A 24,825-nucleotide genomic window follows, 5' to 3' on the forward strand; every position below is an offset into this window, starting at 1 on the left:
GAAGTCGTCCCAAAGGTTCGCCGACTGGACGGTGTGCGGATGACCTTCGCCGGATGACGTTCGGGCTACCAGAACGGACGTACGGCGGATCTCAGCTAATACTCAGGTTTCGGGCCGTACCGTGTGCCCAATGAGATCGCCGTTCTCGGCCGCGCGGCTCCGACGTGCCCTGCCCACCGGCCGCCGGGCCGTCGCCGCCACGGCTGCTGTCATCCTGCTGGCGGCGGCCGTGCTGTGGGCGGTCTGGCCGGACCGGCCGGGCTTCCGTACCGAGTCCGCGATGCTCACCGTCCGGTCCGGACCGAACGGTGACGAGCCGGTCGACCTGGACACCACGTTGTACCTTCCGCGTGACGCCGCGGCCGGCCGCCCGGCGCCCGCGGTGCTGCTCGCCCACGGCTTCGGTGGCACCAAGGAGTCGGTCCGTACCGACGCCGAGGAGTTGGCCGACCGCGGCTACGCCGTACTGACCTGGACCGCGCGGGGCTTCGGGCGCAGCGGCGGGCAGATTCACCTGGACAGTCCCGACCACGAGGTGCGCGACGCCCAGCGGCTGCTGGACTGGCTCGCCGCCCGCCCCGAGATCCGTACCGACGCCGCCGGTGACCCCCGGGTGGGCGTGGTCGGCGGCTCCTACGGTGGGGCGCTGGCCCTGCTGCTCGCCGCCCAGGACCAGCGGGTCGACGCGATCGTTCCCATGATCACCTGGAATGACCTGTCCCGGGCCTTCCTGCCGGAGAGCACCGGTGGCGAGCCGACCGAGGGCGTGTTCAAGTCAGGCTGGGCCGGCATCTTCTTCGGCGGCGGCGGAAACGTCGGCTCCGGCCCGGCCGGGATCTCCGGCACCGGCGCCGAGACGCCGGAGGGCGCGCCGGGCGCCGGGCCACCCAGCCCCGCCCCGGGCCAGGGGCCTGGTACCGCACCCGGCGCACCGACCGCCGGCGCTCTGCCCGATCCCTCCTGCGGACGGTTCGCCGCCGACGTCTGTGCCGCGTACCTGCGCATCGCCGCCACCGGCCGGGCCGACCAGGCCGCCGTCGACCTGCTGCGGCGGTCCAGCCCGACCGGGGTGCTGGACCGCATCACGGCGCCCACCCTGCTGGTGCAGGGCGCGGCGGACACCCTCTTCCCACTGGCCGAGGCCGACGCCAACGCCCGGGGGATCGCCGCGAACGGGACCCCTGTTCGGGTCGCCTGGTTCACCGGCGGCCACGACGGCGGCGCGGGACCACAGACCGACTCCGACCGGGTCAAGTTCCTCACCGCGCAGTGGCTCGACCACTATGTCGCCGGCGACGGTGCGGCACCGGGCGACACCTTCACCTTCTCCCGGATCGCCGGCTTCGACGCGATGGACCGTGGGCTGGTCGCCACCGGCTACCGCACCGACGACTACCCCGGTCTCGGCGGTGGCTCCCGTGTCGAGGTGGCCGTGGCCGGCCCGGCCCAGCCGGTGGCCAACCCGCCCCGCGGCAACCCCGCCGCGATCTCCTCGGTGCCGTTCGCCGGCTCGTTGAGCTCGCTGCTCAGCGGGGTGGCCGGCGACATACCCGGGCAGCACGCCCGGTTCGAGTCCGAGCCGCTGACCGAGGCGGTCGACATCGTCGGCGCGCCGACCGTGTCGCTGCGCGCCGCGTCGAGCAGCGGCGAGGCCGTCCTGTTCGCCAAGCTCTACGTGGTCGACCCGGAAGGGGCAGCCACCCTGCCCAGCGGGCTGATCGCGCCGATCCGACTCAGCGGCCTGCCGGCGAGCATCGACGCCGCCACGCCGGTCACCGTGACCCTGCCCGCGATCGTGCACCGGGTGGCGGCCGGTCACCGGCTCCGGCTGGTGGTCGCCACCTCGGACCAGGCCTACACGACCCCGATCGAGCCGGCCGTCCACGTGGTAGCGCTCGGCGACACCCCCGTCAGCCTGCCGACGGTCGACGCCGACCCGATCCCCACCGAGGCGGCGCTCTGGCGCTGGATCCTGGTCGGGCTGCTCACCGCGATCGTGGTCGGGCTCGTCGTGCTCGTGGCCGTGCTACGCCGGCGGCACCGCCGCCAGGACACCTCGGTGCACCCGGAGTACGCGGACACACCGTTGGCGGTACGCCGGCTGCGCAAGGAGTACGCCGACGGCTTCGTCGCGGTCTCCGAGGTGGACTTCGAGGTGCACCCGGGTCAGGTGGTCGGCCTGCTCGGACCCAACGGTGCCGGCAAGACGACCACGCTGCGGGTGCTGATGGGGCTGACCCAGCCGACCGCGGGGGAGATCTACGTCTTCGGGCACCGGCTGGTGCCCGGCTCGCCCGTGCTGTCGCGGATCGGCGCACTTGTGGAAGGGCCAGGGTTCCTGCCGCACCTGTCCGGCCTGGAGAACCTGCGGGCGTACTGGCGGGCGACCGGCCGGCCGGAGACCGACGCCCACTTCGAGCAGGCCCTGGAGATCGCCGGCCTGGGCTCCTCGGTGCACCGGCGGGTGCGCAAGTACAGCCACGGCATGCGACAGCGCCTCGCCATCGCCCAGGCCATGCTCGGGCTGCCGGAACTGCTGGTGCTCGACGAACCGACCGACGGGCTGGACCCACCGCAGATCGCCGAGATGCGCCGGGTGCTCCAGCGCTACGCCACCGACGGTCGGGCGGTGCTGGTCTCCAGCCATCTGCTCGCCGAGGTGGAGCAGACCTGCACCCACGCGGTGGTGGTGAACAAGGGCCGGATCGTGGCCTCCGGACCGGTCGAGCAGATCGTCGGCGACTCGCCGAGCGTGCTGGTCGAGGTGAGTGACCCGAGTGCTGCCCGGACCGTGCTCGACGGCCTCGGTGGCGTACGGATCCTGGACGACACCGACGGGCAGTTGGTGGTCGACACCAACGGCATTGCTCGCAGCGAGGTGGTCGCGGAGCTGGTCCGGGCCGGGATCGCGGTGGACCGGGTGGTGCCCCGGCGTCGCCTGGAGGATGCCTTCCTCGCCCTGGTGGGCGAGAACTCTCGGGGAAGCGGGGACCGGTGATGGCGGGATCGACTGTCGAGCCGACGCGGGACACGACAACCGTTGCCGCCTCGGGTGCGGCGGCGGGTTACCGGCCCGCCCGGACGCTGCCGTTCGGCGCCGAGTTCCGCCGGCAGGCGTCGCGCCGGCGTACCCAGTTGGCGCTGGGCTTCATGGTGCTGCTGCCGCTGATCATCCTGATCGCGTTCCAGTTCGACTCCAACGACGACGACAACGGTGGCGGAGAGTTCGGCAGCCTGATCGATCTCGCCACCTCCGGCGGGCTGAACTTCACCCTCTTCACCATCTTCGTGTCGGCCTCGTTCCTGCTGGTCGTGGTGGTCGCGCTGTTCTGCGGCGACACGGTGGCGAGCGAGGCGAGTTGGGGCAGCCTGCGCTATCTGCTGGCGATTCCGGTGCCCCGGGCCCGACTGCTCACGGTGAAGCTGCTGGTCGCGCTCGCGTACTCGGCGCTGGCGTTGGTACTGCTCGCCGGCACGGCACTGGCCATCGGCACCCTGCGCTACGGCTGGTCGCCGCTGCGCAGCACGGTCGCGGCCCAACTGGAGCCGGGCGAGGGGCTGCTGCGGCTGCTCGCGGTGCTCGGCTACCTGGCGATCGTCCTGCTGGTGGTCGCGGGGCTGGCGTTCCTGCTGTCGGTGACCACCGACGCGGCGCTGGGTGCGGTCGGTGGTGCGGTGCTGCTGTGGATCCTCTCCAGCATCCTGGACCAGATCACCGCGCTCGGCGTCATCCGGTCGTTCCTGCCGACCCATTACAGCACCGCGTGGTTGGGGTTGCTCTCCACGCCCGTGCAGACCGACGACATCGTGCGGGGCACGGTCTCGGCGATCTGCTACGCCACCGTGTTCTGGGGCCTGGCCTACTGGCGCTTCACCCGCAAGGACATCACCAGCTGAGCCCGCTGTCCGACGTGTTCGGTCCGGTCAGAGCAGCGGGGCCGGTGTGGTGGGCGGCGGGTTGGGCACCGCCCGCGTCGGCTCCGGCGTGCTCGGCTCGCGTTTCTGCCAGGCGCTGACCCCGAGCCGGTCGGTGTTGCCCAGGTCGATCCGCCCTTGCATGACCACCTGTTGAGCGGGTCGGCCACGCAGCGGGGCGACCTCGAGGTGCTCGGCGTTCGTCGCCACCACGGTCGGGTTGTCGACCAGGTTGCGCCAGAGCAGGGCGGCGCCGGCCGCCTCACCGGGGGCCAGCACCAGCGACCGGGGCGGGTCGTCGAAGCCGGAGGTGATCCCTTTCGCGCCCCGGATCACCCTGACCGGGATGGCCCTGCCGTCCGCGTCCCGCAGGCTCGGCTCCGGATATCCACGCAGCCGGTAGGGGCGGTCGCCGCAGTTGACCAGTTCCAGGCCCATCGCCCGCAGCCCCATCGCGGCGCTGACTCCGCGGTAGGTGATCCGGACGCCGGAGTCGGGGCATTCGGACGTCGGGCCGTTACTCCCCCCAAGATCGCCGTCGCGGGAGGGCGGGCCGCCGAGACCGCCGTCGCTGGGCGGCGTGGTGCCGGAGCTATCGGCGCCCGGTCCACTGGAGGCCGGGACCGGGCCGGGTGGCGCCGCCACGATGTCGCCGGCCGGTGCGCACCCGGCAAGCAGGCCGAACGTTGCCGCGATCGAGATCGGCACGGTGCTGAGCCGACGGCCACCGGGGGCCGAGCTGCGGACCGTCGTGCGTGGCATCGGAGCATCGTCGCACCCGGCAGCGGTAGCCGGTGGTCCCGCCCCTCGCGTAAGCGGGCGGTAAGGAATTCCTCGTGGTACTGCTCGCCGGAAGTTTCGGCCGCTAGACTAATTTTGGGAGCGTTCCCACCAAGAGAGATTGCATCGATAACTATCTATCAAGTCCGCATGCTGGTACCACCACCCCATTCGTAGGAGGTACCAATGCGCACTGACCGGTTCGGCGGGCCGGCTCTGTCCCTGTTCCGCATTGTCATCGGGTTGTTGTTTCTCATTCACGGCATGTCGTCCGTCTTCGGCGTCTTCGGCGGCAACCGTGGTAGCGGCGAGGCGGTGCCGCTCGGCCAGTGGCCGGGCTGGTACGCCGCGGTGATCCAGCTGGTCTGCGGTGCCCTCGTGCTCCTCGGCCTGTTCACCCGGCCGGCGGCCCTGCTGGCATCGGGCTCGATGGCCTACGCGTACTTCGTGGTCCACCAGCCCGAGGCGCTGCTGCCGCTGCGGAACAACGGCGAACTGTCCGTCCTCTTCTGCTGGGCGTTCTTCCTGGTGGCGGTGCTCGGCCCGGGCACCTGGGCGGTGGACAACCTGTGGCGCCGGGAGGCGGCGACGGTCGCCCTGGACCAGGCTGAACCGCGGTCCGTGCCGGCCTGACGGCGAGGCTCAGCGGCGCCGGAGGGCGCGGCAACGGCGCCGCTGAGGTTTCGCTCACAGGCTGGGATTGACAGGCGACGGCCGCGTCCGGATTGCCTAGACTCGGCAACACAACTGCATACCTCATCCAGAGGGGCTGAGGGATACGGCCCGACGACGCCCCGGCAACCACCTCGCGCGCTCACCGATGAGCGTCCAGCGGGGCAGGTGCCAATTCCGTCCCCGCCGCAGGGTGCGATGCGGGGAAAGATGAGAGGACTTCGACATGACGTCGACGCTCGCCCCGTCCGGCATCGACACCGCCGCCAGCCCCGCTCGTGCCCTGGTCTGCCGGGCTTGTTCGGCCCGCTACCCGCTCGCCGCCCAGCATGCCTGTTACGAGTGTTTCGGGCCGCTGGAGGTCGACTACGATCCGGCCGTCCTCGCCACCGTCACCCGCGAGCAGATCGAGGCCGGCCCGCGCAACCTCTGGCGCTACGCCGCCCTGCTGCCCGCCGGCCAGGACCCGGCCACCAGGGTCACCCTCGACCCCGGGTTCACCCCGCTGGTGGCCGCCGACCGGCTCGCCGCCGAGTTGGGCGTCACCGCTCCGCTGTGGGTCAAGGACGACAGCGCCAATCCCACCCACTCCTTCAAGGACCGGGTGGTGTCGGTGGCGCTCACCGCCGCCCGCGCGCTCGGCTTCTCCCGGTTCGCCTGCGCCTCCACCGGCAACCTGGCCAACTCCGTCGCCGCGCACGCCGCCCGGGTGGGTACGCCGTCCGTGGTCTTCATCCCGGGCGACCTGGAGCAGGGCAAGGTCGTCACGACCGCCGTCTACGGCGGCGACCTGGTCGCCATCGACGGGTCGTACGACGACGTGAACCGGCTCTGCGGCGAACTGGTCGAGACCGACGCGTTCGAGGACACCGCCTTCGTCAACGTCAACGTGCGGCCGTACTACGCGGAGGGGTCCAAGACGCTCGGCTACGAGGTGGCCGAGCAACTCGGTTGGCGGATCCCCGCCCAGGTGGTCATCCCGATGGCCTCCGGTGAGCTGCTCACCAAGATCGACAAGGCGTTCAGTGAGCTGGTCGAGATCGGGCTGGTCGAGGCCCCGGCCGGCGGCTGGAAGGTCTTCGGCGCGCAGTCGGCCGGCTGCAACCCGATCGCCACCGCACTGCACGCGGGCACCGACACCATCACCCCGGTCAAGCCGACCGGGATCGCCAAGTCGCTGAACATCGGCGACCCGGCGGCCGGGCTGTACGCCCTGGAGGCGGTGCGCCGCACCGGTGGCTGGATGGACCACGCCGACGACGACGAGATCCGGGCGGCGGTGCGTCTGCTGGCGCGTACCACCGGGGTCTTCGCCGAGACGGCCGGCGGGGTGACCGTGGCGGTGCTGCGCAAGCTCGTCGAGTCGGGCCGGCTGGACCCGACCGCCGAGACGGTCGTGTTCAACACCGGCGAAGGGCTGAAGACCCTCGACGCGGTCGCCGGTGAGGTCGGTCCCACCCACCGCATCAAGCCTTCGTTGCGGGCCGCCCGGGACGCGGGCCTGCTGAGCTGACGAACGGATGAGTAAGCGGCATTTCGCAGCCAGTGAGCGAAACACGCCGCCAGGGACTTGACGCCCGCAAACGGACGGCGCAAGATGCTCCGTGCGGGAGGGCGCTTCGCCGTAGACTTTCAGTCTTTACGACCCAGCGCCGGAGGCGTTGTGCGATCGTCCCTCCCGACCAACGTCCGAGCGGGCCAGCGAAAATTCGCTGGCCCGCTCGTCTGTCGCTGGCTCAGGCTGCCGGCATGACCATCACCATCACCTCGGTCGAGGCCGCCGACGAGGCGGCCGTCGAGCAGGCGTACCAGATCAGTGCCGCACAGGTGGCCGCCGATGAGCCGGACTTCCCGGCCCCGTGCCGGCAACGATTCGCTGCTCTGCTCCGCCACCCGATGCCGGGCTACGAAACCATCATGCTGCTGGCGCGGATCGACGGCACGCCGGCCGGTTTCCTCCGGCTGGACCTGCCGCAGCTGGACAACACCGAGAACGCCTCCGCTGAGCTGATCGTTCATCCGGCGCAACGCCGCCGAGGCGTGGGCCGAACGTTGGCCGAACATGGGCTCGGCCTGCTGCGCGAGCGCGGGCGTAGACGGGTGAGTGCGATGAGCCGGGCGGAGCTTGCCGGCGAGACCGGCCGTCGGTCGCCGGGTAACGCGTTCGCGGCGGCCATCGGTGCGGTCGACGCCCTGACCGACGTCCGGCGGCGCCTGACCGTCGCCGACCTGGACCAGGCGCGGCTGGACGCGCTGCTGGCCGACGCCCGGAGGCGGGCGGTCGGTTACGAGGTGCTGCGCTGGCGGGGACGTACTCCCGACGACCTGGCGGCCGACGTGGCGTACCTCGACGGACGGTTGCTGGCCGACGCGCCAATGGGCGACCTGGCGTGGGAGCCGGAGCGGGTCGACGCCGAACGGCTGCGCGGCACGGAGCTGGCGCTGGATGCGCGGGGCCGGCGGCGCTACCACGTCGGCGTCCGCCACGAGGCGTCCGGTCGACTGGTCGCATGGACGCTGCTGGACGTCGGTGCGTCCGCGGACTGGCACTCGTTCCAGCAGATCACCATCGTCGACCCGGAGCACCGGGGCCATCGGCTGGGCCTGCTGTCCAAGATCGAAAACCTGCGACACCTGCTCGCTCACGAGCCCGCCGTGCGGGTCATCGACACGTTCAACGCGGCCAGCAACGACCACATGATCACCATCAACGAACAGCTCGGGTTCCGGGTGCGGGACCGGTGGAGCAACTGGCAGCTCGACGTGTGACCGGCGGGAAATCCGGTGGCGGTGCCCGCCGGTCGGCGGCAGGCTCGCGCCATGGCCGTCACCGTCACGCCGTACGACTCCACCGACGAGGCAGCGCTCGACGCGGCGCACCGCGTCGTCGCGGCGGCGCAGGCCGTCGACCTGCCCGACCTGCCGGTGGGGGACCGGGCCGAGTTCGGGCTCCTGATCGCCCATCCGCCGCACGGCAACGTGATCCACCAGGCGCTGGCCCGGCGGGACGGCGAGGTGGCCGGCCACCTGCGGATGCGGCTGCCGCAACTGGAGAACACCGGCATCGCCACCGTCGAGCTGACGGTGGACCCGGCGCAGCGGCGGCAGGGGGTGGGTCGGGCGCTGCTGGCGTACGCCCGGAAGGTGGCCGCCGAGCACGGCCGGCAGCGGTTGATCGGTGAGACCCCGGGGCCACTGCCCGACGGACCGGGGCGGGCGGCGCCCGGTGCGGCCTTCGCGGCGGCGGCCGGAGCGCAGGCCGCGCTGGCCGAGGTGCGGCGTCGGCTGGACACCACGCGGCTCGACCGGGCGGCCCTGACCGCCCTGCACGATGCCGCCCGCGCCCGCGCCGCCGGCTACCGGACGGTGGCCTGGCGGGGGCCGGTGGCCGAGGAGTACGTGGTCGACGTCGCGCGGCTGGAGAGCCGGCTGCTCGTCGACGCGCCGACGGGCGATCTGGTGATCGAGGCGGAGCGGGTGGACGCCGCGCGGTTCCGGGAGATCGAGCGGATCCAGCGGCTGCGGGGGCGACGGCGCTACCACGTCGGCGCGGTGCACCAGGCGACCGGCCGGATGGTCGCCTGGACAATGATCGACAGAGGTCCGTCCACGCCGTGGCACGCCTGGCAGGAGATCACCATCGTCGACCCCGCACACCGGGGACACCGCCTCGGCCTGCTCGTCAAGGTGGAGAACCTTCGGCACGCGCTTGTCCACGAGCCGGCCCTGGCCGCGATCGACACCTGGAACGCGGCGGTCAACGATCACATGATCAGCATCAACGAGCAGCTCGGGTTCCGCCCGGTCGACGCCTGGACCGACTGGCAGCTGACCATCTGAAGTTGTGACACACCCCTACTGATCTGAGGGCTTCGTGTTGCATGATGGCGGGCATGACGGAGACCCCGCACCCCCTCTACGCCAGGCACGCCGAGACCCTCAACCGCGCGCTGACCGCGATCGCGGAGCGGGGATACTGGTCCGCCTACCCGGAATCACCGAGCCCACGGGTGTACGGCGAGACCGCCGCGGCCGACGGCAAGGCCGCCTTCGAGGCGTACCTGGGCGCGGACTTCCCGCTCGACCAGCCGAGCGACGGCGACCGGGTCACCACCGAGCACAGCCCGTTCGGCGTTGCACTGAACGTGCGGTACCCGCACGCCGACGCCGACCAACTGGTCGCCGCCGCGTCCGCCGCGCTGCCGGCCTGGCGGGACGCCGGCCCGCGGGCCCGGGTGGGTGTCTGCCTGGAGATCCTCGACCGGCTGCACAAGAACGTCTTCGAGCTGGCCAACGCGGTGCAGTTCACCAGCGGTCAGGCGTTCGTGATGGCCTTCCAGGCCGGTGGCGCGCACGCCCTGGACCGCGCGCTTGAGGCGCTGGCCTACGCGTACGCGGAAATGACCCGGCACCCGGGCACCGCCGGTTGGGAGAAGGCCGCCGGCAAGGGCGACCCGCTGCGGATGTCCAAGACCTTTCACGTGGTACCCCGGGGCGTGGCCCTGGTCATCGGCTGCAACACCTTCCCGACCTGGAACTCGTACCCGGGTCTGTTCGCCTCGCTGGTCACCGGCAACCCGGTCGTGGTCAAGCCGCACCCGCGCGCCGTGCTGCCGCTGGCCATCACCGTCCGGTACGCCCGCCAGGTGCTTGCCGAGGCCGGCTTCGACCCGAACCTGATGATGCTGGCGCCCGAGGCCCCGGATGAGAAGCTCGCCTCGACGCTGGCCCTGCACCCGGCGGTCCGGATCGTCGACTTCACCGGCTCCACCGAGTACGGCGACTGGCTGGAGGCCAACGCCCGCCAGGCGGCGGTGTACACCGAGAAGGCGGGGCTCAACACGGTGGTGATCGACTCCACCGACGACTTCGCCGGGATGTGCCGCAACCTGGGCTTCACGCTGACGCTCTACAGCGGGCAGATGTGCACCACCTCGCAGAACATCCTCGTCCCCCGGGACGGCATCGACACCGACCAGGGCCACAAGAGCTTCGACGAGGTGGCCGGCGGCATCGCCGCGGCGGTCGGCAAACTCACCGGCGACCCGGCCCGGGGAGTGGAGCTGACCGGGGCGATCGTCAACGACGGGGTGCTGGAGCGGCTGGCCGAGGTCGCCAAGGTCGGTTCCCCGGTGTTGGAGTCGCGTACCGTCGAGCACCCGTCGTTCCCGGACGCCGTGGTGCGTACGCCGACGATCGTCAAGCTGGACGCGGGTGACACCGCGACCTACTCGCGGGAGTGGTTCGGGCCGATCTCCTTCGCCATCGCCACCGACTCCACCGCGCACAGCCTGGAGATCCTGCGCTCGACCGTGGGTGCGCAGGGTGCGCTCACCGCGGCGGTCTACTCCACCGACGACGCGGTGCTGGACGCCACCGAGGGGGCGGCGATCGAGGTCGGGGTGCACCTGTCGGCCAACCTGACCGGCGGCGTCTTCGTGAACCAGTCGGCGGCGTTCTCCGATTTCCACGGCAGCGGCGCGAACGCGGCGGCGAACTCGGCGTTGACCGACGGGGCGTACGTGGCGAACCGGTTCCGGATCGTGCAGAGCCGTCGGCACGTCTGAGGTGTGAGGAAGGGACGGTTCAGGCAGCCCGGCGCATTTGGAGTTCGCGCAGGGCGGGGATGTTCGGGTGCGGTACCCGGACACCGGTGTCGATGAATCCCAACCGCTGGTAGGCCCGGTAGGCGCGGTCGTTGCCGACCACCACCTCGAGCATCAGTTCGGTGCGTCCGCAGGCCCGGGACCAGCCCGCCACCCCGCTCACCAGTTCCGCGAGCAGGCCGGTGCGCCGCCAGCCCGGGGTGACGTAGACGGCGTAGAGCACGGTCACCCCGGGCTCGGTCGGGTGCGCCATCCCACCGGCGTGCCCGACCAGCCGGCCACCCGGATCCGCCACGAACTGCGCCGTGTCCGGGCCGGTGGAGACCCGGGCGACCCGGGCGGCGTACTCGGCGTGCGGTCGGGCCGCGGCCTCGGCGATCGTCTCCAGGAACGCCAGCGGCGCGTCCGCGAGCATCTCCAGGCGCAGCGCGCGCATCCGAGCCGCGTCGGCTGGTTCGACCCGGCGGATGACGGCCCGGCGCACCCCGGTTCCGTCGGTGACGTTCGTCATGCCCGCATGCTTATCACAATGACGTACGACGATACGGGAGACTGTAATACGCCCGATTTGTGGTCGTGCGCCGTCGTCACTCCTCGTGTAGCGTGCGATTTCGGTCACCCGTTTCAGCGGTCGTCGCGATTGCCGAAACCGGTGGTTTCCGGGTGCCGGTGCGCCGGCGACCCGAAGTAGTGGAACGCCGTGCAGAGTGAGGAAAACACCGTGGCACAAGGCACCGTGAAGTGGTTCAACGCCGAAAAGGGCTACGGCTTCATCGCCGTCGACGGCGGGCAGGACGTCTTCGTCCACTTCTCCGCGATCGAGATGGACGGCTACAAGGCGCTGGACGACGGTCAGCGAGTGGAGTTCGAGATCGCCCAGGGTCAGAAGGGCCCGCAGGCCGAGCGGGTACGCCTCATCGCCTGAGCGCGGACGACCCACCCCAGGCGACCGATCGTCGTCGAAGGTGGCGTGACCATCGCCGGAGGGGGCTGCGGTGCCGGTGCCCCACAAGGAAAGATCATGGGCCGAACCAGCCGTCGCTGAGGAGGTTCCATGTCCGACCAGCCGCCCCCGACAGGTCCGTCCTCCTCGCCCGCGGACCAACCGCCGCCGCCCGGGCCGCTCGATCCGCCGCCCGGTTCCGGACCGCCGCCGTACGACGCGCAACCGGGTCATCCCGCGCAGCCGCCGCACGTCGGCATGACGCCGTATCCCGGTCAACCGCTGTACCCGGGACAGCCGACCTATGGCTGGCACCACCCCGCAGGCTACGGTCTCGATCCCGCGGACGCCCTGGTCACCCCGCCCGGGGTCGGACTGGGCGGCTGGTTCGCGCGTTGTGTGGGCGCCGCCCGCCGGGGCTGGCGACAACTGCTGCCGATTCTCGTCCTCACCCAGGTGCTGCCGGCCGCGGTGCTGTCGGTACTCGCGCTGGCCGTGGACCCCTCGGCGCGCTGGGACAGTCAACTCACCAGCGACTCCGCCGCGCTGCCGGCGAACTTCTGGACGGATCTCGCCACGCTCCTGTTCGTGCTGGTCGGTGGCAGCCTGCTCCTCGGTCTGATGCAGTCGGTCGGCTGGGCCGCCGGCACCTGGTTGATCACCCGCCAGGCGGTCGGTGAGCAGGTCGGCTCCGCCGCCGCGCTGCGCTACGGAATGCGCCGTGCGCTCGGTCTGTGGGGCTGGACGCTGCTCGTCACCCTGATCGTCGTCTTCGGGTTCTGCCTGTGCTTCCTGCCCGGCGTGTACGCGGTGTTCGCGTTGGCCTTGGCCGGCCCGGTCTACCTGTTCGAGCGGCACGACCCGCTCAGCAGGTCGCATCGCATGCTGCGTGACCGGCCGGGCCTGCTGCTCGGTCGGGTGGCCCTGGTGGGCGCCGCGGTGGTAGGTCTCTCACTGGTGGCGAGCCTGATCGAGTCGCTGGCGATCCTGCCGTTCGGCGCCACTCCGCTGGACTCGCCGGGTACGACGGTGGGTGTGGTGCTGACCATCGCGGCGGTCGCGGTGCTGACCCTGCCGGCGTACCTCGCGCAGCAGGTCGGGCTCGTGGTCACCTACGCCGAGCAGCGGGCGCACGAGGGCCCGGTGAACGCCAACCAACTGGCGGCCGAACTCGGCTGACCCGGGCCATCGTGCTTGCACTCGGCAGGGCAGAGTGCTAAACAAGTCATTGGCACTCGCATGGCGTGAGTGCCAGCTGGTCGGGACGGTGGGGCTGCGGTCGCGCCCGTGACATAACCACGGGTGAGGCACGTGGCCGGTCGTCGCGGGCTATCCGGCCCGGCCGAGGAGACGTCGCCGTCGCCAGGTGGCGACGTCCCAAGGTGCGTACACCAGACGGCCCATCCGGGGCACACACTCGGGTGGCCCGTGAGTGTCCAGGAGGACAACGCCGTATGGCCAAGATGATCGCGTTCGACGAAGAGGCGCGCCGCGGCCTCGAGCGGGGCATGAACCAGCTCGCCGACGCCGTGAAGGTGACCCTCGGCCCCAAGGGCCGCAACGTCGTGCTCGAGAAGAAGTGGGGTGCCCCCACCATCACCAACGATGGTGTGAGCATCGCCAAGGAGATCGAGCTCGAGGACCCGTACGAGAAGATCGGCGCCGAGCTGGTCAAGGAGGTCGCCAAGAAGACCGACGACGTCGCCGGTGACGGCACGACGACGGCGACCGTCCTGGCCCAGGCACTCGTTCGCGAGGGCCTGCGCAACGTGGCCGCCGGTGCCAACCCGATGGCCCTGAAGCGGGGCATCGAGGCTGCGGTCGCCAACGTCTCGGAGGAGCTGCTGAAGCTCGCCAAGGACGTCGAGACCAAGGAGCAGATCGCCTCCACCGCCTCCATCTCCGCCGGTGACACCAGCGTCGGCGAGATCATCGCCGAGGCGATGGACAAGGTCGGCAAGGAAGGCGTCATCACCGTCGAGGAGAGCAACACCTTCGGGCTGGAGCTGGAGCTCACCGAGGGCATGCGCTTCGACAAGGGCTACATCTCGGCCTACTTCATGACCGACCCGGAGCGTATGGAGGCCGTCTTCGACGACCCGTACATCCTGATCGCGAACAGCAAGATCTCGTCGGTCAAGGACCTGCTCCCGATCCTGGAGAAGGTCATGCAGGGCGGCAAGCCGCTGCTGATCATCGCCGAGGACCTGGAGGGTGAGGCCCTGGCCACGCTCGTGGTCAACAAGGTCCGTGGCACCTTCAAGTCGGTCGCCGTCAAGGCGCCGGGCTTCGGTGACCGCCGCAAGGCCATGCTGACCGACATCGCCATCCTCACCGGTGGCCAGGTCATCAGCGAGGAGGTCGGCCTCAAGCTGGACGCCGTCAGCCTCGACATGCTGGGCCGCGCCCGCAAGGTCGTGGTGACCAAGGACGAGACCACGATCGTCGACGGTGCCGGCGACGCCGAGCAGATCCAGGGCCGGGTCAACCAGATCCGGGCCGAGATCGACAAGAGCGACTCCGACTACGACCGGGAGAAGCTGCAGGAGCGGCTGGCCAAGCTGGCCGGCGGCGTTGCGGTGATCAAGGTCGGCGCGGCCACCGAGGTCGAGCTCAAGGAGCGCAAGCACCGCATCGAGGACGCGGTCCGCAACGCCAAGGCCGCCGTCGAGGAGGGCATCGTCCCGGGTGGTGGTGTCGCGCTGGTGCAGGCCGGCAAGACCGCCTTCGACAAGCTCGACCTGGCCGGCGACGAGGCGACCGGCGCGCAGATCGTGAAGATCGCGCTGGACGCCCCGCTGCGGCAGATCGCCGTGAACGCCGGCCTCGAGGGCGGCGTCGTGGTGGAGCGGGTCCGCAACCTCGACTCGGGTCACGGCCTCAACGCCGCGACCGGCGAGTACGTCGACCTGCTGGCCGCGGGCATCATCGACCCGGCCAAGGTGACCCGTTCGGCGCTGCAGAACGCCTCGTCGATCGCCGCGCTGTTCCTCACCACCGAGGCCGTCGTGGCGGACAAGCCGGAGAAGACCCCGGCCGCACCGGCTGGCCCGGGCGGCGGGGACATGGACTTCTGAGTCCAGCTCCAACGCCGGAAGGGGCGGGCCGCGTCAGCGGTCCGCCCCTTCCGCTGTCTCGATGTCCTGGCCCTGGTCGGCGGTGGCCGCTCGTCGACTACGTCGGCAGCGGCCGCTGGTTTCGGCGCTTCCGCGCCCGGTCGTACGGCGGGCGGTGCTGAACCGGCTCGTCCACCAGGATGAGGGGCTCCTCGGGTGGCTCGTCCACTCCGGTCATCTCGGCCAGTTGTTCGGCGTCGCCGTGGTCGAGCCGGTCGATCGGCAGTTGGCCGGGGAGTCCGTCGACCGTGGCCCAGGTGGCCGGTGGGGCTTCCCGGGCCTGATCGTCGTCCATGCTCATGGCTGCCTCCTCTACCGAAAACGGTAGGGCGCGCCGGGCAGTGGGAAGGGCGAATGGCGTTATCGGGATCCATTTCATTTAATGCCGTTTTTGGCCGTTTTTGGCCCTGCGGGCACGCCAGCGACCCGCCCCGCCGTGAATGCGGCCCGGGTCAGGGCGGTCCGGTGACGCCACCGCGTTGGCCGAACGGGTCGTCGGTGGCGGACCTGGTGACCACGTGGACCACCCCGCAGCAGAGTGCCACGACGAGAGCCGGTACCCCCAGCAGGATCAGCAGGGCCATGCCCCGCCACCGGGCTGTCGACGATGTCCGGAGAGGAGCCGCCGACCCGGACGAATGACCGTGCATGAAGCCGCAAGATAGCAGGTCCGGAGGGGTCAGATAACCCCTCGGGTGAGTACCGCTCGCGTCGGGGTGTGATCGGTCGTGGGCGATCAACCACGCGCCGCCGAGACGGCCGCGTACGCGTCGACCAGGCCGGCGCCGACGAGGTTCGCCGGGCCGCCGCACTCGTCGGACCGGTTCCGGGGGGAGTCGCTGGTCTCGATCGGTTCGGCCGTCTCGCGCAGGATCCGTCGCGTCCGATCCAGGTCGCCGACGAGTTCCGGATTGGCCGACCACATCAACGCGGCCACCCCCGCCACCTGCGGGGTGGCCATCGAGGTGCCGTCGAGCACGGCGTACCCGCCGCCGGGCATCGCGGAGATGACCTCCGCCCCCGGTGCCATCAGATCCGGTTTCGTCGTCCCGGTGGCCGTCGGACCACGGGACGAGAAGGCGGTGACCCGCCGCCGGTCGTCCACCGCACCGACGGTCAGCACATCCGGGTACGGCGCGGGCGGATCCTGCACGGAGCCGCAGAACGGGCCGGTGTTGCCGGCCGCCGCGACGACGAGAATCCCGGCGGCCTCCAGCGCCGCTGTGGCCGGCTGCAGCGCCCGAGGATCGCACCCCTCGATCGGTGGGCAGCCCCACGAGTTGGTCAGGATCTCCGGTGCCCGGGCGGGCCGGCCCTGCCGGAACGGGTCACCGCCCGGCGGGAAGGGCGCCAGCATGAACTGTAGGCAGTCGAGGTAGGCGGCGGGGTTCCCCAGGTTGCGGTCGAGGTTGACGCAGCCGACCCACTGGGCGCCGGGAGCCACGCCGATGCCGTCCCGCCCGACGGCGCTGCCCATCGTGTGGGTGCCGTGTCCGCCGCGGTCGGTCGGTGCCCCAGTGCCGTTCCACGGGTCGAACCATGAGTCGTCGCCGCCTCGGAAACCCTGGGCCAGGGCCGGGTGCCGTCCGTCCACCCCCGAGTCGGAACTACCCACGGTCACCCCGGCGCCGGTGACGCCGAGTTCGGACCAGACCCGGTCCGCGCCGATCATCGTGATGTGCCACGGCGGGCCGGACGGGGCCGGCGCGCTGCCGGTGGCGCTGTCGGCGGGCGCCGGCAACGGGCGCAGGCGTTGGCTGACCAGTACCCGGGCCACCTCGGGCCGGCTGGACAGCCAGGCCCGTACCGCCGGCCCGCCGGCCACCTCGATCGCGTTCACCAGGTAGTAGGGGGTGTGCGGCAGCCGGGCCCGGCGCAGGTCCCGCCGCAGGTCGGCCTGGGTCCGGTCGGCGGTGTCGACCAGCCGCCGGTAGACCTCCCCGGCGCGCGCGTCCCGGCCGGCCCGACCTGGCCCGCCGCTCACACCGCTCAAATCCGCCTGTTCCCGCAGCAGTACGAAGAGCCGCTCCCCGTGCAGCCCCGGCTGGCCGGCGACCGAGCCGACCAGGCCGACCGTGACGAGCAGCGTCAGCGCGCTCGCCGCGGCCAGCGCGCGGCTCGGCGTGCGGGCCGAGCGTCGCGCCAGCAGCAGGCCGTATCCGACCGCGAGCACCAGTCCGACGGCGAGTCCGGCACCGGTCGCGGCGGCGACCCAGAAGGGCACATCGCGGGTGCCGACCAGCAGCAGGCTGACCTCCTCCGGATCGGTGAAGGCCAGCGGGCCGAACACACCGAGCCCGACCAGCCAGGCCGCCGGTGCCCGGCCGCCCGCCCTGGCCGGATGGCGGGCCACGACATCTCCGGTTGCCGGCTGGTCCGGCACACCGGGCCAGGTGCCCGGGTGGGCGACGCCGCGTCCGGCCGCCGGCCGGCGGCTCATGGCCCGCAGCGCGGCCAGCGCGAACCCGGCCGGCGGCAGCGTCACCAGCAGCGGCAACTGCGCGCCGGAGTGGCCGGTGCCGGCACCCACCAGCAGCAGCACCACCCCGGCCACGAGCCCGCCCAGCAGCACCAGCCGGGCCGGTCGGGGCGGTTCGTCGGCGTCGAAGCGACCCCAGAACCGGGCGTCGAGCAGCGTCGCGGCCAGCGCGCCGACGGCCGCCGCGGCCAGCCCGGCGAGGACGGTCTCCAGCAGCCCGCCGAGCGCGCCCCACCAGACCCAGGGCAGCAGCAGGGCGAGCCCGGCGGCGATCGCAAGCAGGGCCGCCACCGAGGGACGTACGTCCAGTCGTGCCGGTCGCCCGACCGCCATCGCCTCCGGCCCGGTCCCGTGTCCCGGACCGCCGGATGGCAGCCGGTCCGGCTGATCCGGAAGGCCGACATGCTCTCCGGCCCCGCCGACGGGATGGTCGTGACGGCCCGGGACGGGGTCGGCCAGCCGTGCTTCGTCGGCCCGGCGGCCGGGGCCGAGGACGTGGGACGGCAGCCGGGCCGTCACCACCGCCAGCAGCACGGCCACGAACGCCAGCGCGGCGAGGTACGCCTCGTGGTGCACCGGGGGGATCGTCCGCAGCAGCCCGAGCAGGCCGAGCGCGAGCGCGCCGGCAAACCACACCCGGCCGGTGACGCGGACCGCCGCCGAGCGGGGAATGAGGGCCAACGGCAGCGCCGCCGCGGCGACCAACAGCACGGTGAGCAGGCAGACCACCGGCCAGAGCGGCACCAGCCGGTCCAGGCCGCCGATCAGGACCACCTGGTCGACGGCCCAGCCGCCGGTCTGCGCCAGGACCGTGACCGTGACCGTCCAACAGCCGGCGAACACCGCCGCGACGATCGCCCAGGGGCTACCGGTCGAGCCGGGTGTGGTGGGTTCCGCCCGCATCCGCACACAGTACGACGCAGCCGCCCGGTCGTCGGGACGGATCTGCCGGGCGACTGGTCGGGGTGCCCGGGTCGGCACGTGCCGGTGGCGGGTGGGGACGGTTAACGTGGACGGGTGCGTGATCCGAACGTTCTGCGGTCCGTTGCCGGGCAGCTCTCGCCCGCTCGCCGCGCCGCCGACCTGCGTCGGTTGCGCGCCGAGCGGTTCGACGTGCTGGTGATCGGGGGCGGGGTGACCGGTGCCGGAGCGGCTGTCGACGCCGCGTCCCGGGGCCTGAAGGTGGCCCTGGTGGAGGCCCGCGACTTCGCCGCCGGCACCTCCAGCCGGTCCAGCAAGCTGATCCACGGCGGCCTGCGCTACCTGGAGCAGTTGGAGTTCGGCCTGGTGCACGAGGCGCTGACCGAGCGCGGGCTGCTGGCCACCCGGCTGGCGCCGCACCTGGTACGGCCGGTGCCGTTCCTGGTGCCACTCCCCGCCGGTCAGGGCGTACGCGACCTGCCCGCCCGACTGCTGCGGCGGGCCTACTACGGCGCCGGGGTGGCCGCGTACGACGCCTTCGCCGGCCTCTTCGGTGGCGGCCGGGGCATGCCGTTGCACCGGCACCTGAGCCGGGAGGGCGCCCGCCGCGTCTTCCCGAGCCTGCGCTCCGACGGCCTGGCCGGCGCGATCCGCTACCACGACGGGCAGGTCGACGACGCCCGCCTGGTGATCACCCTGGCCCGCACCGCGGCCAGCCTGGGCGTGACCGTGGTCAGCAGCGCCCGGGCGGTCGGACTGATCCGACAGGCCCGGGAGGTCACCGGGGTCCGGGTTCGCGACCTGGAGGCGCCCTCCGGTGCGCCCGAGGCCGAGTTCGAGGTACGCGCCCGCACGGTCATCGCCGCCACCGGTGTCTGGACCGACGACATGTCCCGGATGCTCAACGACGTCGGCCTGCGGCCCGGTGTCCGGGTGCGGGCGTCCAAGGGCGTGCACCTGGTGGTGCCCCGCTCGGCGATCACCGGCGAGACCGGACTGATCCTGCGTACGGCCACGAGTGTCCTGTTCGTCATCCCGTGGGGCGGGCACTGGATCATCGGCACCACGGACACCGACTGGCGGCTGGACCGCTCCCACCCGGCGGCCTCGGCCAGCGACATCGACTACCTGCTCCGGCAGGTCAACACGGTGCTGGACCGCCCGCTGACCACGGCCGACATCGAAGGTGTCTACGCCGGACTGCGGCCGCTGCTGGCCGGTGAGGCGGACTCCACCTCGAAGCTCTCCCGGGAGCACGCCGTCATCGAGCCGATGCTCGGGCTGCTGCTGGTGGCCGGTGGCAAGTACACGACGTACCGGGTGATGGCCGCCGACGTGGTCGACCGGGCGGTCCGCCGACTCGGCGGTACCCGGGTCTCGCGTACCGCCGACCTGCCGCTGCTCGGTGCGGACGGGTACGCGGCCATGTGGCGGGACCGGGCGGATCTGGCCCGTCGCCACGGGTTGCCGGTGGGCGTGGTGGAGCACCTGCTGGAACGCTACGGCAGCCTGACCCTCGATCTGCTCGCCCTGATCGACGCCGATCCGCTGCTGTCCTCCCCGCTGGCCGGTGCGCCGGAGTACCTCGCCGCCGAGGTGACGTACGCGGCCCGCGCCGAGGGGGCGTTGCACCTGGAGGACGTGCTGACCCGGCGTACCCGGATCTCGATCGAGACCACCCACCGGGGTCTGGAGTCGGCCGAACACGCGGCCGAGCTGATGGGTGCGGTGCTGGGCTGGGACGCGGCTCGCCGGGCCCGGGAGGTGACCCACTACCGGGCCCGGGTGGAGGCCGAGCGACAGTCCCAGCTGATGCCGGACGACGCCACCGCGGACGCCGCTCGGCTCGGCGCTCCGGACGTACGCGGCTACCCGGCGGATCGGAGTGCCGACGACGGCGCGGCAGGCCTGGCCCGCTGACGGTTCCATTCTGGAGATCGCCGAGCATGGATATCCATTCAACGGGGTTACGCTCGCTACCTACGGTGGGGTAAGTTCCGCGAGTGATGGCGCTTTCCCGATCACGACTGGTCTTCCTGCCCGGCATCGTTGCGCTGGCGGTCGCTCTCGGCGGCTGCGCGCCGTTCGGCGACAACTCCGAACCACCCGCGGCGGCAAGCGCGCCGGCCGCCGGGCAACCCGGCGGCGCGGGGGCGACCACCGCCGGAAAAGGCCGGGTCAGCCTGCTGCAGAACGACGGGGCCGACGGTCCGCTGCGCACCCTGAACGTGGAGCCGGACGGGCGCTGGGAGTGCGTCGACTGTGCCGGTGACGGAGTCACCTCGACCGGTGAGTTGAGTGCCGAGCACCGGGAGCGTCTCCAGCAACTGCTGGCCGAGCCGGACCTGGCCCTGGAGACCGACGAGGCCCGGGGCTACCGGGTCAGCTGCGTCGGCGCGCTCACCTCCACCCTGCTGACCGCGGCCGGCCTGATCACCTCGCAGGACTGCCCGGGGGAGGAACGGCCGCCGGTGGCCGAGGAGATCCTGCTGCTGCTCACCCAGAACACGCCCGCCGAGATGGTGGGCTAGCGGCAGCGCCGATGCGGCGTCGTCAGAGCACCTTCCCGGGGTTGAGCAGGCCGGTCGGGTCGAGCGCCGCCTTGATCGCCTGGTGCACACGTACGCCCACCGGGCCGATCTCCCGGGCCAGCCAGTCCCGCTTGAGCAGGCCGACGCCGTGCTCGCCGGTGCACGTGCCGCCCAGGTCCAGCCCCAACCGCATGATCTCGTCGAAGGCCCGCCGGCCGCGTTCCAGGCTCGTCGGATCGGCCCGGTCGACCACGATGTTGGGGTGCATGTTGCCGTCGCCGGCGTGACCGACCACCCCGATCGGCACCTGACACTCCGCCGCGATCCGGGCCACCCCGTCGAGCAGCGCGGCGAGCGCACCCCGGGGCACCGCCAGGTCATCGATGATCAGGCCACCGTTGCCGTCCGGGTACGTGTCCACGGCGTACTTCTCCATCGCCGGGTGGGCCAGCCGGCGGGCCTGCAACAGCGCGGCGGCCTCGACGGCGTCACTTGCCGCGTACACCTCCTCGGCGCCGGCCGCCTCGCAGACCGCAGCCAACTCGGCCAGGTCCGCCGCCGCCCGGGGACCGGTGTCGGCCGCGGCCAGCAGCAGCGCCTCCGCATCGGTGCGCAACCCCATCGGCCGGTACGCCTCGATCGCCGTCAGGTGGGTGCGGTCGAGCAGTTCCAGCAGGCTGGGGGAGAGGCCCTGGGCGGCGATCCGGGCCACCGCCGCGCCGGCGTTCGCGGTGGAACCGAACACGGCCACCAGGGTCAGCGACTCCGCCGGCGCGGGCCGCAGCGCCACCGTCACCTCGGTGATCACTCCGAGGGTGCCCTCCGAGCCGACGAAGAGCCGGGTCAGGTCGTAGCCGGCCACCCCCTTGGCGGTCCGGCGGCCGGTGCGCAGCACCTCGCCGGAGGCGAGCACCACCTCCAGTCCGAGCACGTACTCGGTGGTCACGCCGTACTTGACGCAGCACATCCCACCCGCGTTGGTGGCGACGTTGCCGCCGATGGTGGACGACTCCCAGGAGCCCGGGTCGGGCGGGTACCACAGGCCGTGCTCACCCACCGCCGCGGTGAGCGCGGCGTTGACCACTCCCGGCTGCACGACCGCGATCCGGCTCACGGGATCGATCTCCAGGATGGCGTTCAGCGCGGTGGTGCTGATCACCACCGCGCCGTCGACGGCGTTCGCCGCGCCCGCCAACCCGGTGCGCGCACCCTGCGGCACCACCGGTACGCCGTGTCGCCCGGCCGCCCGGACCACCGCGACGACCTCCTCGGTGCTGCGCGGCCGGGTCACCACCAGCGGTGTGGCCGACGCACACAGGTCGGCCTCGTCCCGCTCGTGCCCACGCAGCAGGTCGGGATCGGTGAGCACCGCGTCCGGCCCGAGAGCGGCGCGGAGGTCGTCGAGGAGCGGGGAGGTGGCCATGCGGCCGAGGCTACGACCGGTCACTGGTGATCATCAACCTGCGCCGACGCCCGGTACCGTGGCCGCGTGATCTACCTGGACCGGCCGTCCTGGCCGGGGCGCGGCCGGCTCTGGTCGCACCTGATCAGCGACGTCTCCCTCGCCGAACTGCACGCCTTCGCGGAGATGCTGGGTGCTCCCCGGCGGGGCTTCGACCGGGACCACTACGACATCCCCGCGGACCGCTTCGCGATGGCCGTCTGGCTCGGCGCGCAGGTCGTGCCCAGCCGCGACATCGTCCGCCTCCTCCGCGCCGCCAACCTCCGCCGCCCCAAACACCTCGCTCGCCCCCGCCCGGACTCCCGCGATCTTGCACTTTCGGTCCCCCATCCGCGGCTTTGACGCCGTTATGTCCCGACGAAAAGTGCAAGATCGACGTCGGGTTAGGGGTGATGAGTCAGGTGGGACAGTTCGCGGGTGAGGTTGGTGTGGGCGGGGTGGGTCCAGCGGGCGGCCAACTCGGGAATGCGGTAGAGGGAGGGCAGGGCGAGCAGGGCGGCGAGCACCCTGGCCCGGCCGATGCGGTAGTCCGGCTCGGGCACGTGGGCGTACTCCTGGCGGATCGCGGCTGCGTACCTGTCGTACTCCGGTGGTGAGGCGGCCAGCACCGCCAGGTCGGCGTCGCAGAGCAGCGCGCCGTCGGCGTCCGTCGGCGCCACCACATGACCGGCGGTGAGCAGGACCAGCCGGATCACCTCGGTCACCTCGGCGGTGGGCAGTCCCAACCGGGTGAGCAGGGCGTCGGCGAGCGCCGCGCTGGCGCGCTCGTTCTGATCGCCGAGGGCGCGGGGGTCGTACACCGCGTCGTGGCACCACGCGGCGAGCCGGACCAGATCGGGTCGCGACGCGGTCGAGGCGTACCGGTCGACCACGTCGAGCACGGCGGTCAGGTGCGCGACCGTGTGGTAGTGCCGGTGCGGCTCCCGCCACCGTTCGAACAGATCCACCCCAGCCGCGTCGACCGACGCCGGGTCAGCCGCTCCGGCCGCCCGGGCGGTGGTACGCCACCGTGCCAGCAGCTCCGTCACCGGCCCGAGTCTGCCCGATGCGGCGACGTGTCGCCGGTCTGGGGCCATGTGCCGCTTCGGCGGGGAATGTCCGGGCGTCAGGCGGGTAGTCCCGGCCATGGCGGTGGCCCGGAGCGGACTTTCCCGGCTGCTGCGCCGTGACCGTGCAAGCGACGGCCGGTCCGACGTGGACACGGCTCGGATCGCCGGGACCATGGCGCAGCTGCACCACCGTGGCAAGGCGACCCTGCGCGACCGTCTGCACCGGGTGCGCCTGTCGCTCGGCCTGGCCGCCCAGGCGGGTCTGGCGGCCGGGCTGTCCTGGGTGGCGGCGCACGAGCTGCTGGGCAACCCGCAACCGGTCTTCGCCCCGATCTCCGCCGTCGGCACCCTGGCCGTCTCGGTCGGCCAGCGGTTCCGCCGGACCGTCGAGCTGATCCTCGGGGTGGGCGTCGGGGTGTTCGTCGGCGACCTGCTGATCTACTTCCTCGGCACCGGGCCGTGGCAACTCGGCCTGGTGGTCACCTCCGCCATCGTGCTCACCGTCTTCGCCGGGGGCAGCGTCGCGATCGTCATCCAGGCCGCGGCGACCGCGGTGCTGATCGTGACGCTCAGCCCGTCGGTGGAGGACCTGGAGCTACCCCGGTTCATCGACGCGATCGTCGGCGGCAGCATCGCGCTGCTGGTCACCGCGATCCTGCTGCCGCTCAACCCGCTACGGGTGCTCAACCGGGCGGCCCGGCCGGCGCTGGATCTGCTCGCCGCCCAGCTCGACGTCGCCGCCGACGGGTTGCGGGAGCGCGATCGGGAGAAGATCCAGAGCGCGCTGGACCGGCTGCGCGACAACAAGGACGAACTGGCCACCTTCTCCGAGGCGATCGAGGGTGCCAAGGAGACCGCGCTGCTCTCCCCGGCGCGGTGGCACCGGCGCAGCGAACTCACCCACTACGCGGAGGCCGCCGATCCGATCGACCGGGCGATGCGCAACAGCGGCACCCTGATCCGGCGCGCGGTGACCCTGGTGGAGGACGACGAGGCGGTCCCGGAGCCGATGCCGGACGCGGTCGGTCACCTGGCCGAGGCGGTACGAATGCTGCAGAAGGAGTTCGCCCAGGGTGAGGAGCCCGAGCAGGCCCGGGAGCGGTCGCTGCGCGCCGTCAGCGAGGCCGGTCGGGCGTACGGCGAGGGGGTGGGTTTCTCCGGCAGCGTGGTGGTGGCGCAGGTGCGTACCACCGCCAGTGACCTGCTGGTCGCCTCCGGCATCAGCCAGGAGGAGGCGAACCGGTTGGTCCGCCGCTCCTTCGGTGAGCTGGACCGACCGGGGGCGCCGGCCGGGCCGGAGCCGACCGTGCGGCGGCCCACCGCGCCTCCGGTCGGCTGAGTCCTCCGGGGG

The 24,825-nt window shown here is 72.2% G+C and carries 21 protein-coding genes and 1 riboswitch; of the genes, 14 read left to right on the top strand and 7 right to left on the bottom strand.

The genetic code is table 11. The annotated features are described in order from the left end of the window. Nucleotides 1-130: 130 nt before the first annotated feature. Both O3597_RS27905 and O3597_RS27910 read left to right on the top strand, forming a co-directional pair. The gene (locus O3597_RS27905) at nt 131-2,998 is read left to right on the top strand and encodes an alpha/beta fold hydrolase (RefSeq protein ID WP_281602883.1); all 2,868 of its coding nucleotides are present in this window, start codon (nt 131-133) and stop codon (nt 2,996-2,998) included. Continuing rightward, complete coding sequence (locus O3597_RS27910; protein WP_281602884.1) at nt 2,998-3,897, top strand: ABC transporter permease subunit; 900 nt, start codon at nt 2,998-3,000, stop codon at nt 3,895-3,897. The genes O3597_RS27905 and O3597_RS27910 overlap by 1 nt, the downstream gene beginning before the upstream one ends. 27 nt (nt 3,898-3,924) lie before the next feature. Here O3597_RS27910 and O3597_RS27915 read toward each other — a convergent pair whose 3' ends face one another. Further along, the gene (locus tag O3597_RS27915) at nt 3,925-4,677 is read right to left on the bottom strand and encodes a DUF4232 domain-containing protein (protein WP_281602885.1); all 753 of its coding nucleotides are present in this window, start codon (nt 4,675-4,677) and stop codon (nt 3,925-3,927) included. A gap of 204 nt (nt 4,678-4,881) precedes the next feature. On the opposite strand from O3597_RS27915, the gene O3597_RS27920 reads away from it, so the two are divergent. The 5 genes from O3597_RS27920 to paaN all read left to right on the top strand — a co-directional run bounded on the left by O3597_RS27920 (nt 4,882) and on the right by paaN (nt 10,934). After that, on the top strand, nt 4,882-5,328 hold the full coding sequence (locus tag O3597_RS27920) for a DoxX family protein (RefSeq protein ID WP_164448550.1): 447 nt from the start codon (nt 4,882-4,884) through the stop codon (nt 5,326-5,328). 120 nt (nt 5,329-5,448) lie between these two features. Then, nucleotides 5,449-5,584: riboswitch (SAM riboswitch) on the top strand. Nucleotides 5,585-5,593: 9 nt separating this feature from the next. Next, a complete protein-coding gene (thrC, locus tag O3597_RS27925) occupies nt 5,594-6,880 on the top strand; it encodes a threonine synthase (protein WP_281602886.1) in 1,287 nt (428 codons plus the stop codon). A gap of 236 nt (nt 6,881-7,116) precedes the next feature. After that, nucleotides 7,117-8,136, top strand: coding sequence for a GNAT family N-acetyltransferase (locus O3597_RS27930; protein WP_281602887.1), 1,020 nt, complete (start codon nt 7,117-7,119; stop codon nt 8,134-8,136). Between the two features lie 51 nt (nt 8,137-8,187). Further along, nucleotides 8,188-9,207 (top strand): GNAT family N-acetyltransferase, encoded by a 1,020-nt coding sequence (locus tag O3597_RS27935; protein WP_281602888.1) that lies wholly within the window; start codon nt 8,188-8,190, stop codon nt 9,205-9,207. Between the two features lie 53 nt (nt 9,208-9,260). Next, nucleotides 9,261-10,934 carry a phenylacetic acid degradation protein PaaN gene (paaN, locus tag O3597_RS27940; protein ID WP_281602889.1) on the top strand — a complete coding sequence of 558 codons (1,674 nt, stop codon included), beginning with the start codon at nt 9,261-9,263 and terminating at the stop codon, nt 10,932-10,934. A 19-nt stretch (nt 10,935-10,953) separates the two neighbouring features. Here the strand turns inward: paaN and O3597_RS27945 are convergent, their stop codons facing one another. Beyond that, nucleotides 10,954-11,484, bottom strand: coding sequence for a GNAT family N-acetyltransferase (locus O3597_RS27945; RefSeq protein WP_281602890.1), 531 nt, complete (start codon nt 11,482-11,484; stop codon nt 10,954-10,956). Nucleotides 11,485-11,694: 210 nt separating this feature from the next. Here O3597_RS27945 and O3597_RS27950 point away from each other — a divergent pair, with 210 nt between their 5' ends. The 3 genes from O3597_RS27950 (at nt 11,695) to groL (ending at nt 14,993) form a co-directional block, all read left to right on the top strand. Beyond that, nucleotides 11,695-11,898 (top strand): cold-shock protein, encoded by a 204-nt coding sequence (locus O3597_RS27950; protein WP_018787966.1) that lies wholly within the window; start codon nt 11,695-11,697, stop codon nt 11,896-11,898. Between the two features lie 129 nt (nt 11,899-12,027). Continuing rightward, nucleotides 12,028-13,095, top strand: coding sequence for a hypothetical protein (locus O3597_RS27955; RefSeq protein WP_164448545.1), 1,068 nt, complete (start codon nt 12,028-12,030; stop codon nt 13,093-13,095). A 275-nt stretch (nt 13,096-13,370) separates the two neighbouring features. Then, nucleotides 13,371-14,993, top strand: a complete 1,623-nt coding sequence (gene groL / locus O3597_RS27960; protein WP_164448544.1) for a chaperonin GroEL — start codon at nt 13,371-13,373, stop codon at nt 14,991-14,993. A gap of 97 nt (nt 14,994-15,090) precedes the next feature. Here groL and O3597_RS27965 read toward each other — a convergent pair whose 3' ends face one another. From O3597_RS27965 to O3597_RS27975, 3 genes are all read right to left on the bottom strand, one after another. Next, nucleotides 15,091-15,327 carry a hypothetical protein gene (locus tag O3597_RS27965; RefSeq protein ID WP_164448671.1) on the bottom strand — a complete coding sequence of 79 codons (237 nt, stop codon included), beginning with the start codon at nt 15,325-15,327 and terminating at the stop codon, nt 15,091-15,093. Nucleotides 15,328-15,484: 157 nt separating this feature from the next. Beyond that, on the bottom strand, nt 15,485-15,616 hold the full coding sequence (locus O3597_RS27970) for a hypothetical protein (protein ID WP_268968058.1): 132 nt from the start codon (nt 15,614-15,616) through the stop codon (nt 15,485-15,487). 152 nt (nt 15,617-15,768) lie between these two features. Continuing rightward, entirely contained in the window at nt 15,769-18,414 is a 2,646-nt protein-coding gene (locus O3597_RS27975) for a S8 family serine peptidase (RefSeq protein WP_281602891.1), read from the bottom strand. A 114-nt stretch (nt 18,415-18,528) separates the two neighbouring features. Between O3597_RS27975 and O3597_RS27980 the strand changes: the two genes are divergently transcribed. Then, the gene (locus O3597_RS27980; RefSeq protein WP_281602892.1) at nt 18,529-20,352 is read left to right on the top strand and encodes a glycerol-3-phosphate dehydrogenase/oxidase; all 1,824 of its coding nucleotides are present in this window, start codon (nt 18,529-18,531) and stop codon (nt 20,350-20,352) included. 86 nt (nt 20,353-20,438) lie between these two features. Then, a complete protein-coding gene (locus O3597_RS27985; protein ID WP_166458802.1) occupies nt 20,439-20,963 on the top strand; it encodes a hypothetical protein in 525 nt (174 codons plus the stop codon). 22 nt (nt 20,964-20,985) lie between these two features. Here O3597_RS27985 and O3597_RS27990 read toward each other — a convergent pair whose 3' ends face one another. Beyond that, nucleotides 20,986-22,386 carry an FAD-linked oxidase C-terminal domain-containing protein gene (locus O3597_RS27990; protein WP_281602893.1) on the bottom strand — a complete coding sequence of 467 codons (1,401 nt, stop codon included), beginning with the start codon at nt 22,384-22,386 and terminating at the stop codon, nt 20,986-20,988. Nucleotides 22,387-22,452: 66 nt separating this feature from the next. Between O3597_RS27990 and O3597_RS27995 the strand changes: the two genes are divergently transcribed. Further along, the gene (locus O3597_RS27995; RefSeq protein ID WP_164448540.1) at nt 22,453-22,767 is read left to right on the top strand and encodes a DUF4031 domain-containing protein; all 315 of its coding nucleotides are present in this window, start codon (nt 22,453-22,455) and stop codon (nt 22,765-22,767) included. Nucleotides 22,768-22,808: 41 nt separating this feature from the next. Here O3597_RS27995 and O3597_RS28000 read toward each other — a convergent pair whose 3' ends face one another. Then, nucleotides 22,809-23,453, bottom strand: a complete 645-nt coding sequence (locus O3597_RS28000) for a metal-dependent phosphohydrolase (protein WP_281602894.1) — start codon at nt 23,451-23,453, stop codon at nt 22,809-22,811. Nucleotides 23,454-23,556: 103 nt separating this feature from the next. Here O3597_RS28000 and O3597_RS28005 point away from each other — a divergent pair, with 103 nt between their 5' ends. Beyond that, nucleotides 23,557-24,813 (top strand): FUSC family protein, encoded by a 1,257-nt coding sequence (locus O3597_RS28005; RefSeq protein WP_281604655.1) that lies wholly within the window; start codon nt 23,557-23,559, stop codon nt 24,811-24,813. The last annotated feature ends 12 nt before the right edge of the window (nt 24,814-24,825 follow it).

The sequence above is a fragment of the Verrucosispora sp. WMMA2044 genome (assembly GCF_027497155.1).
In the GTDB taxonomy this organism is placed as follows: domain Bacteria; phylum Actinomycetota; class Actinomycetes; order Mycobacteriales; family Micromonosporaceae; genus Micromonospora; species Micromonospora palythoicola.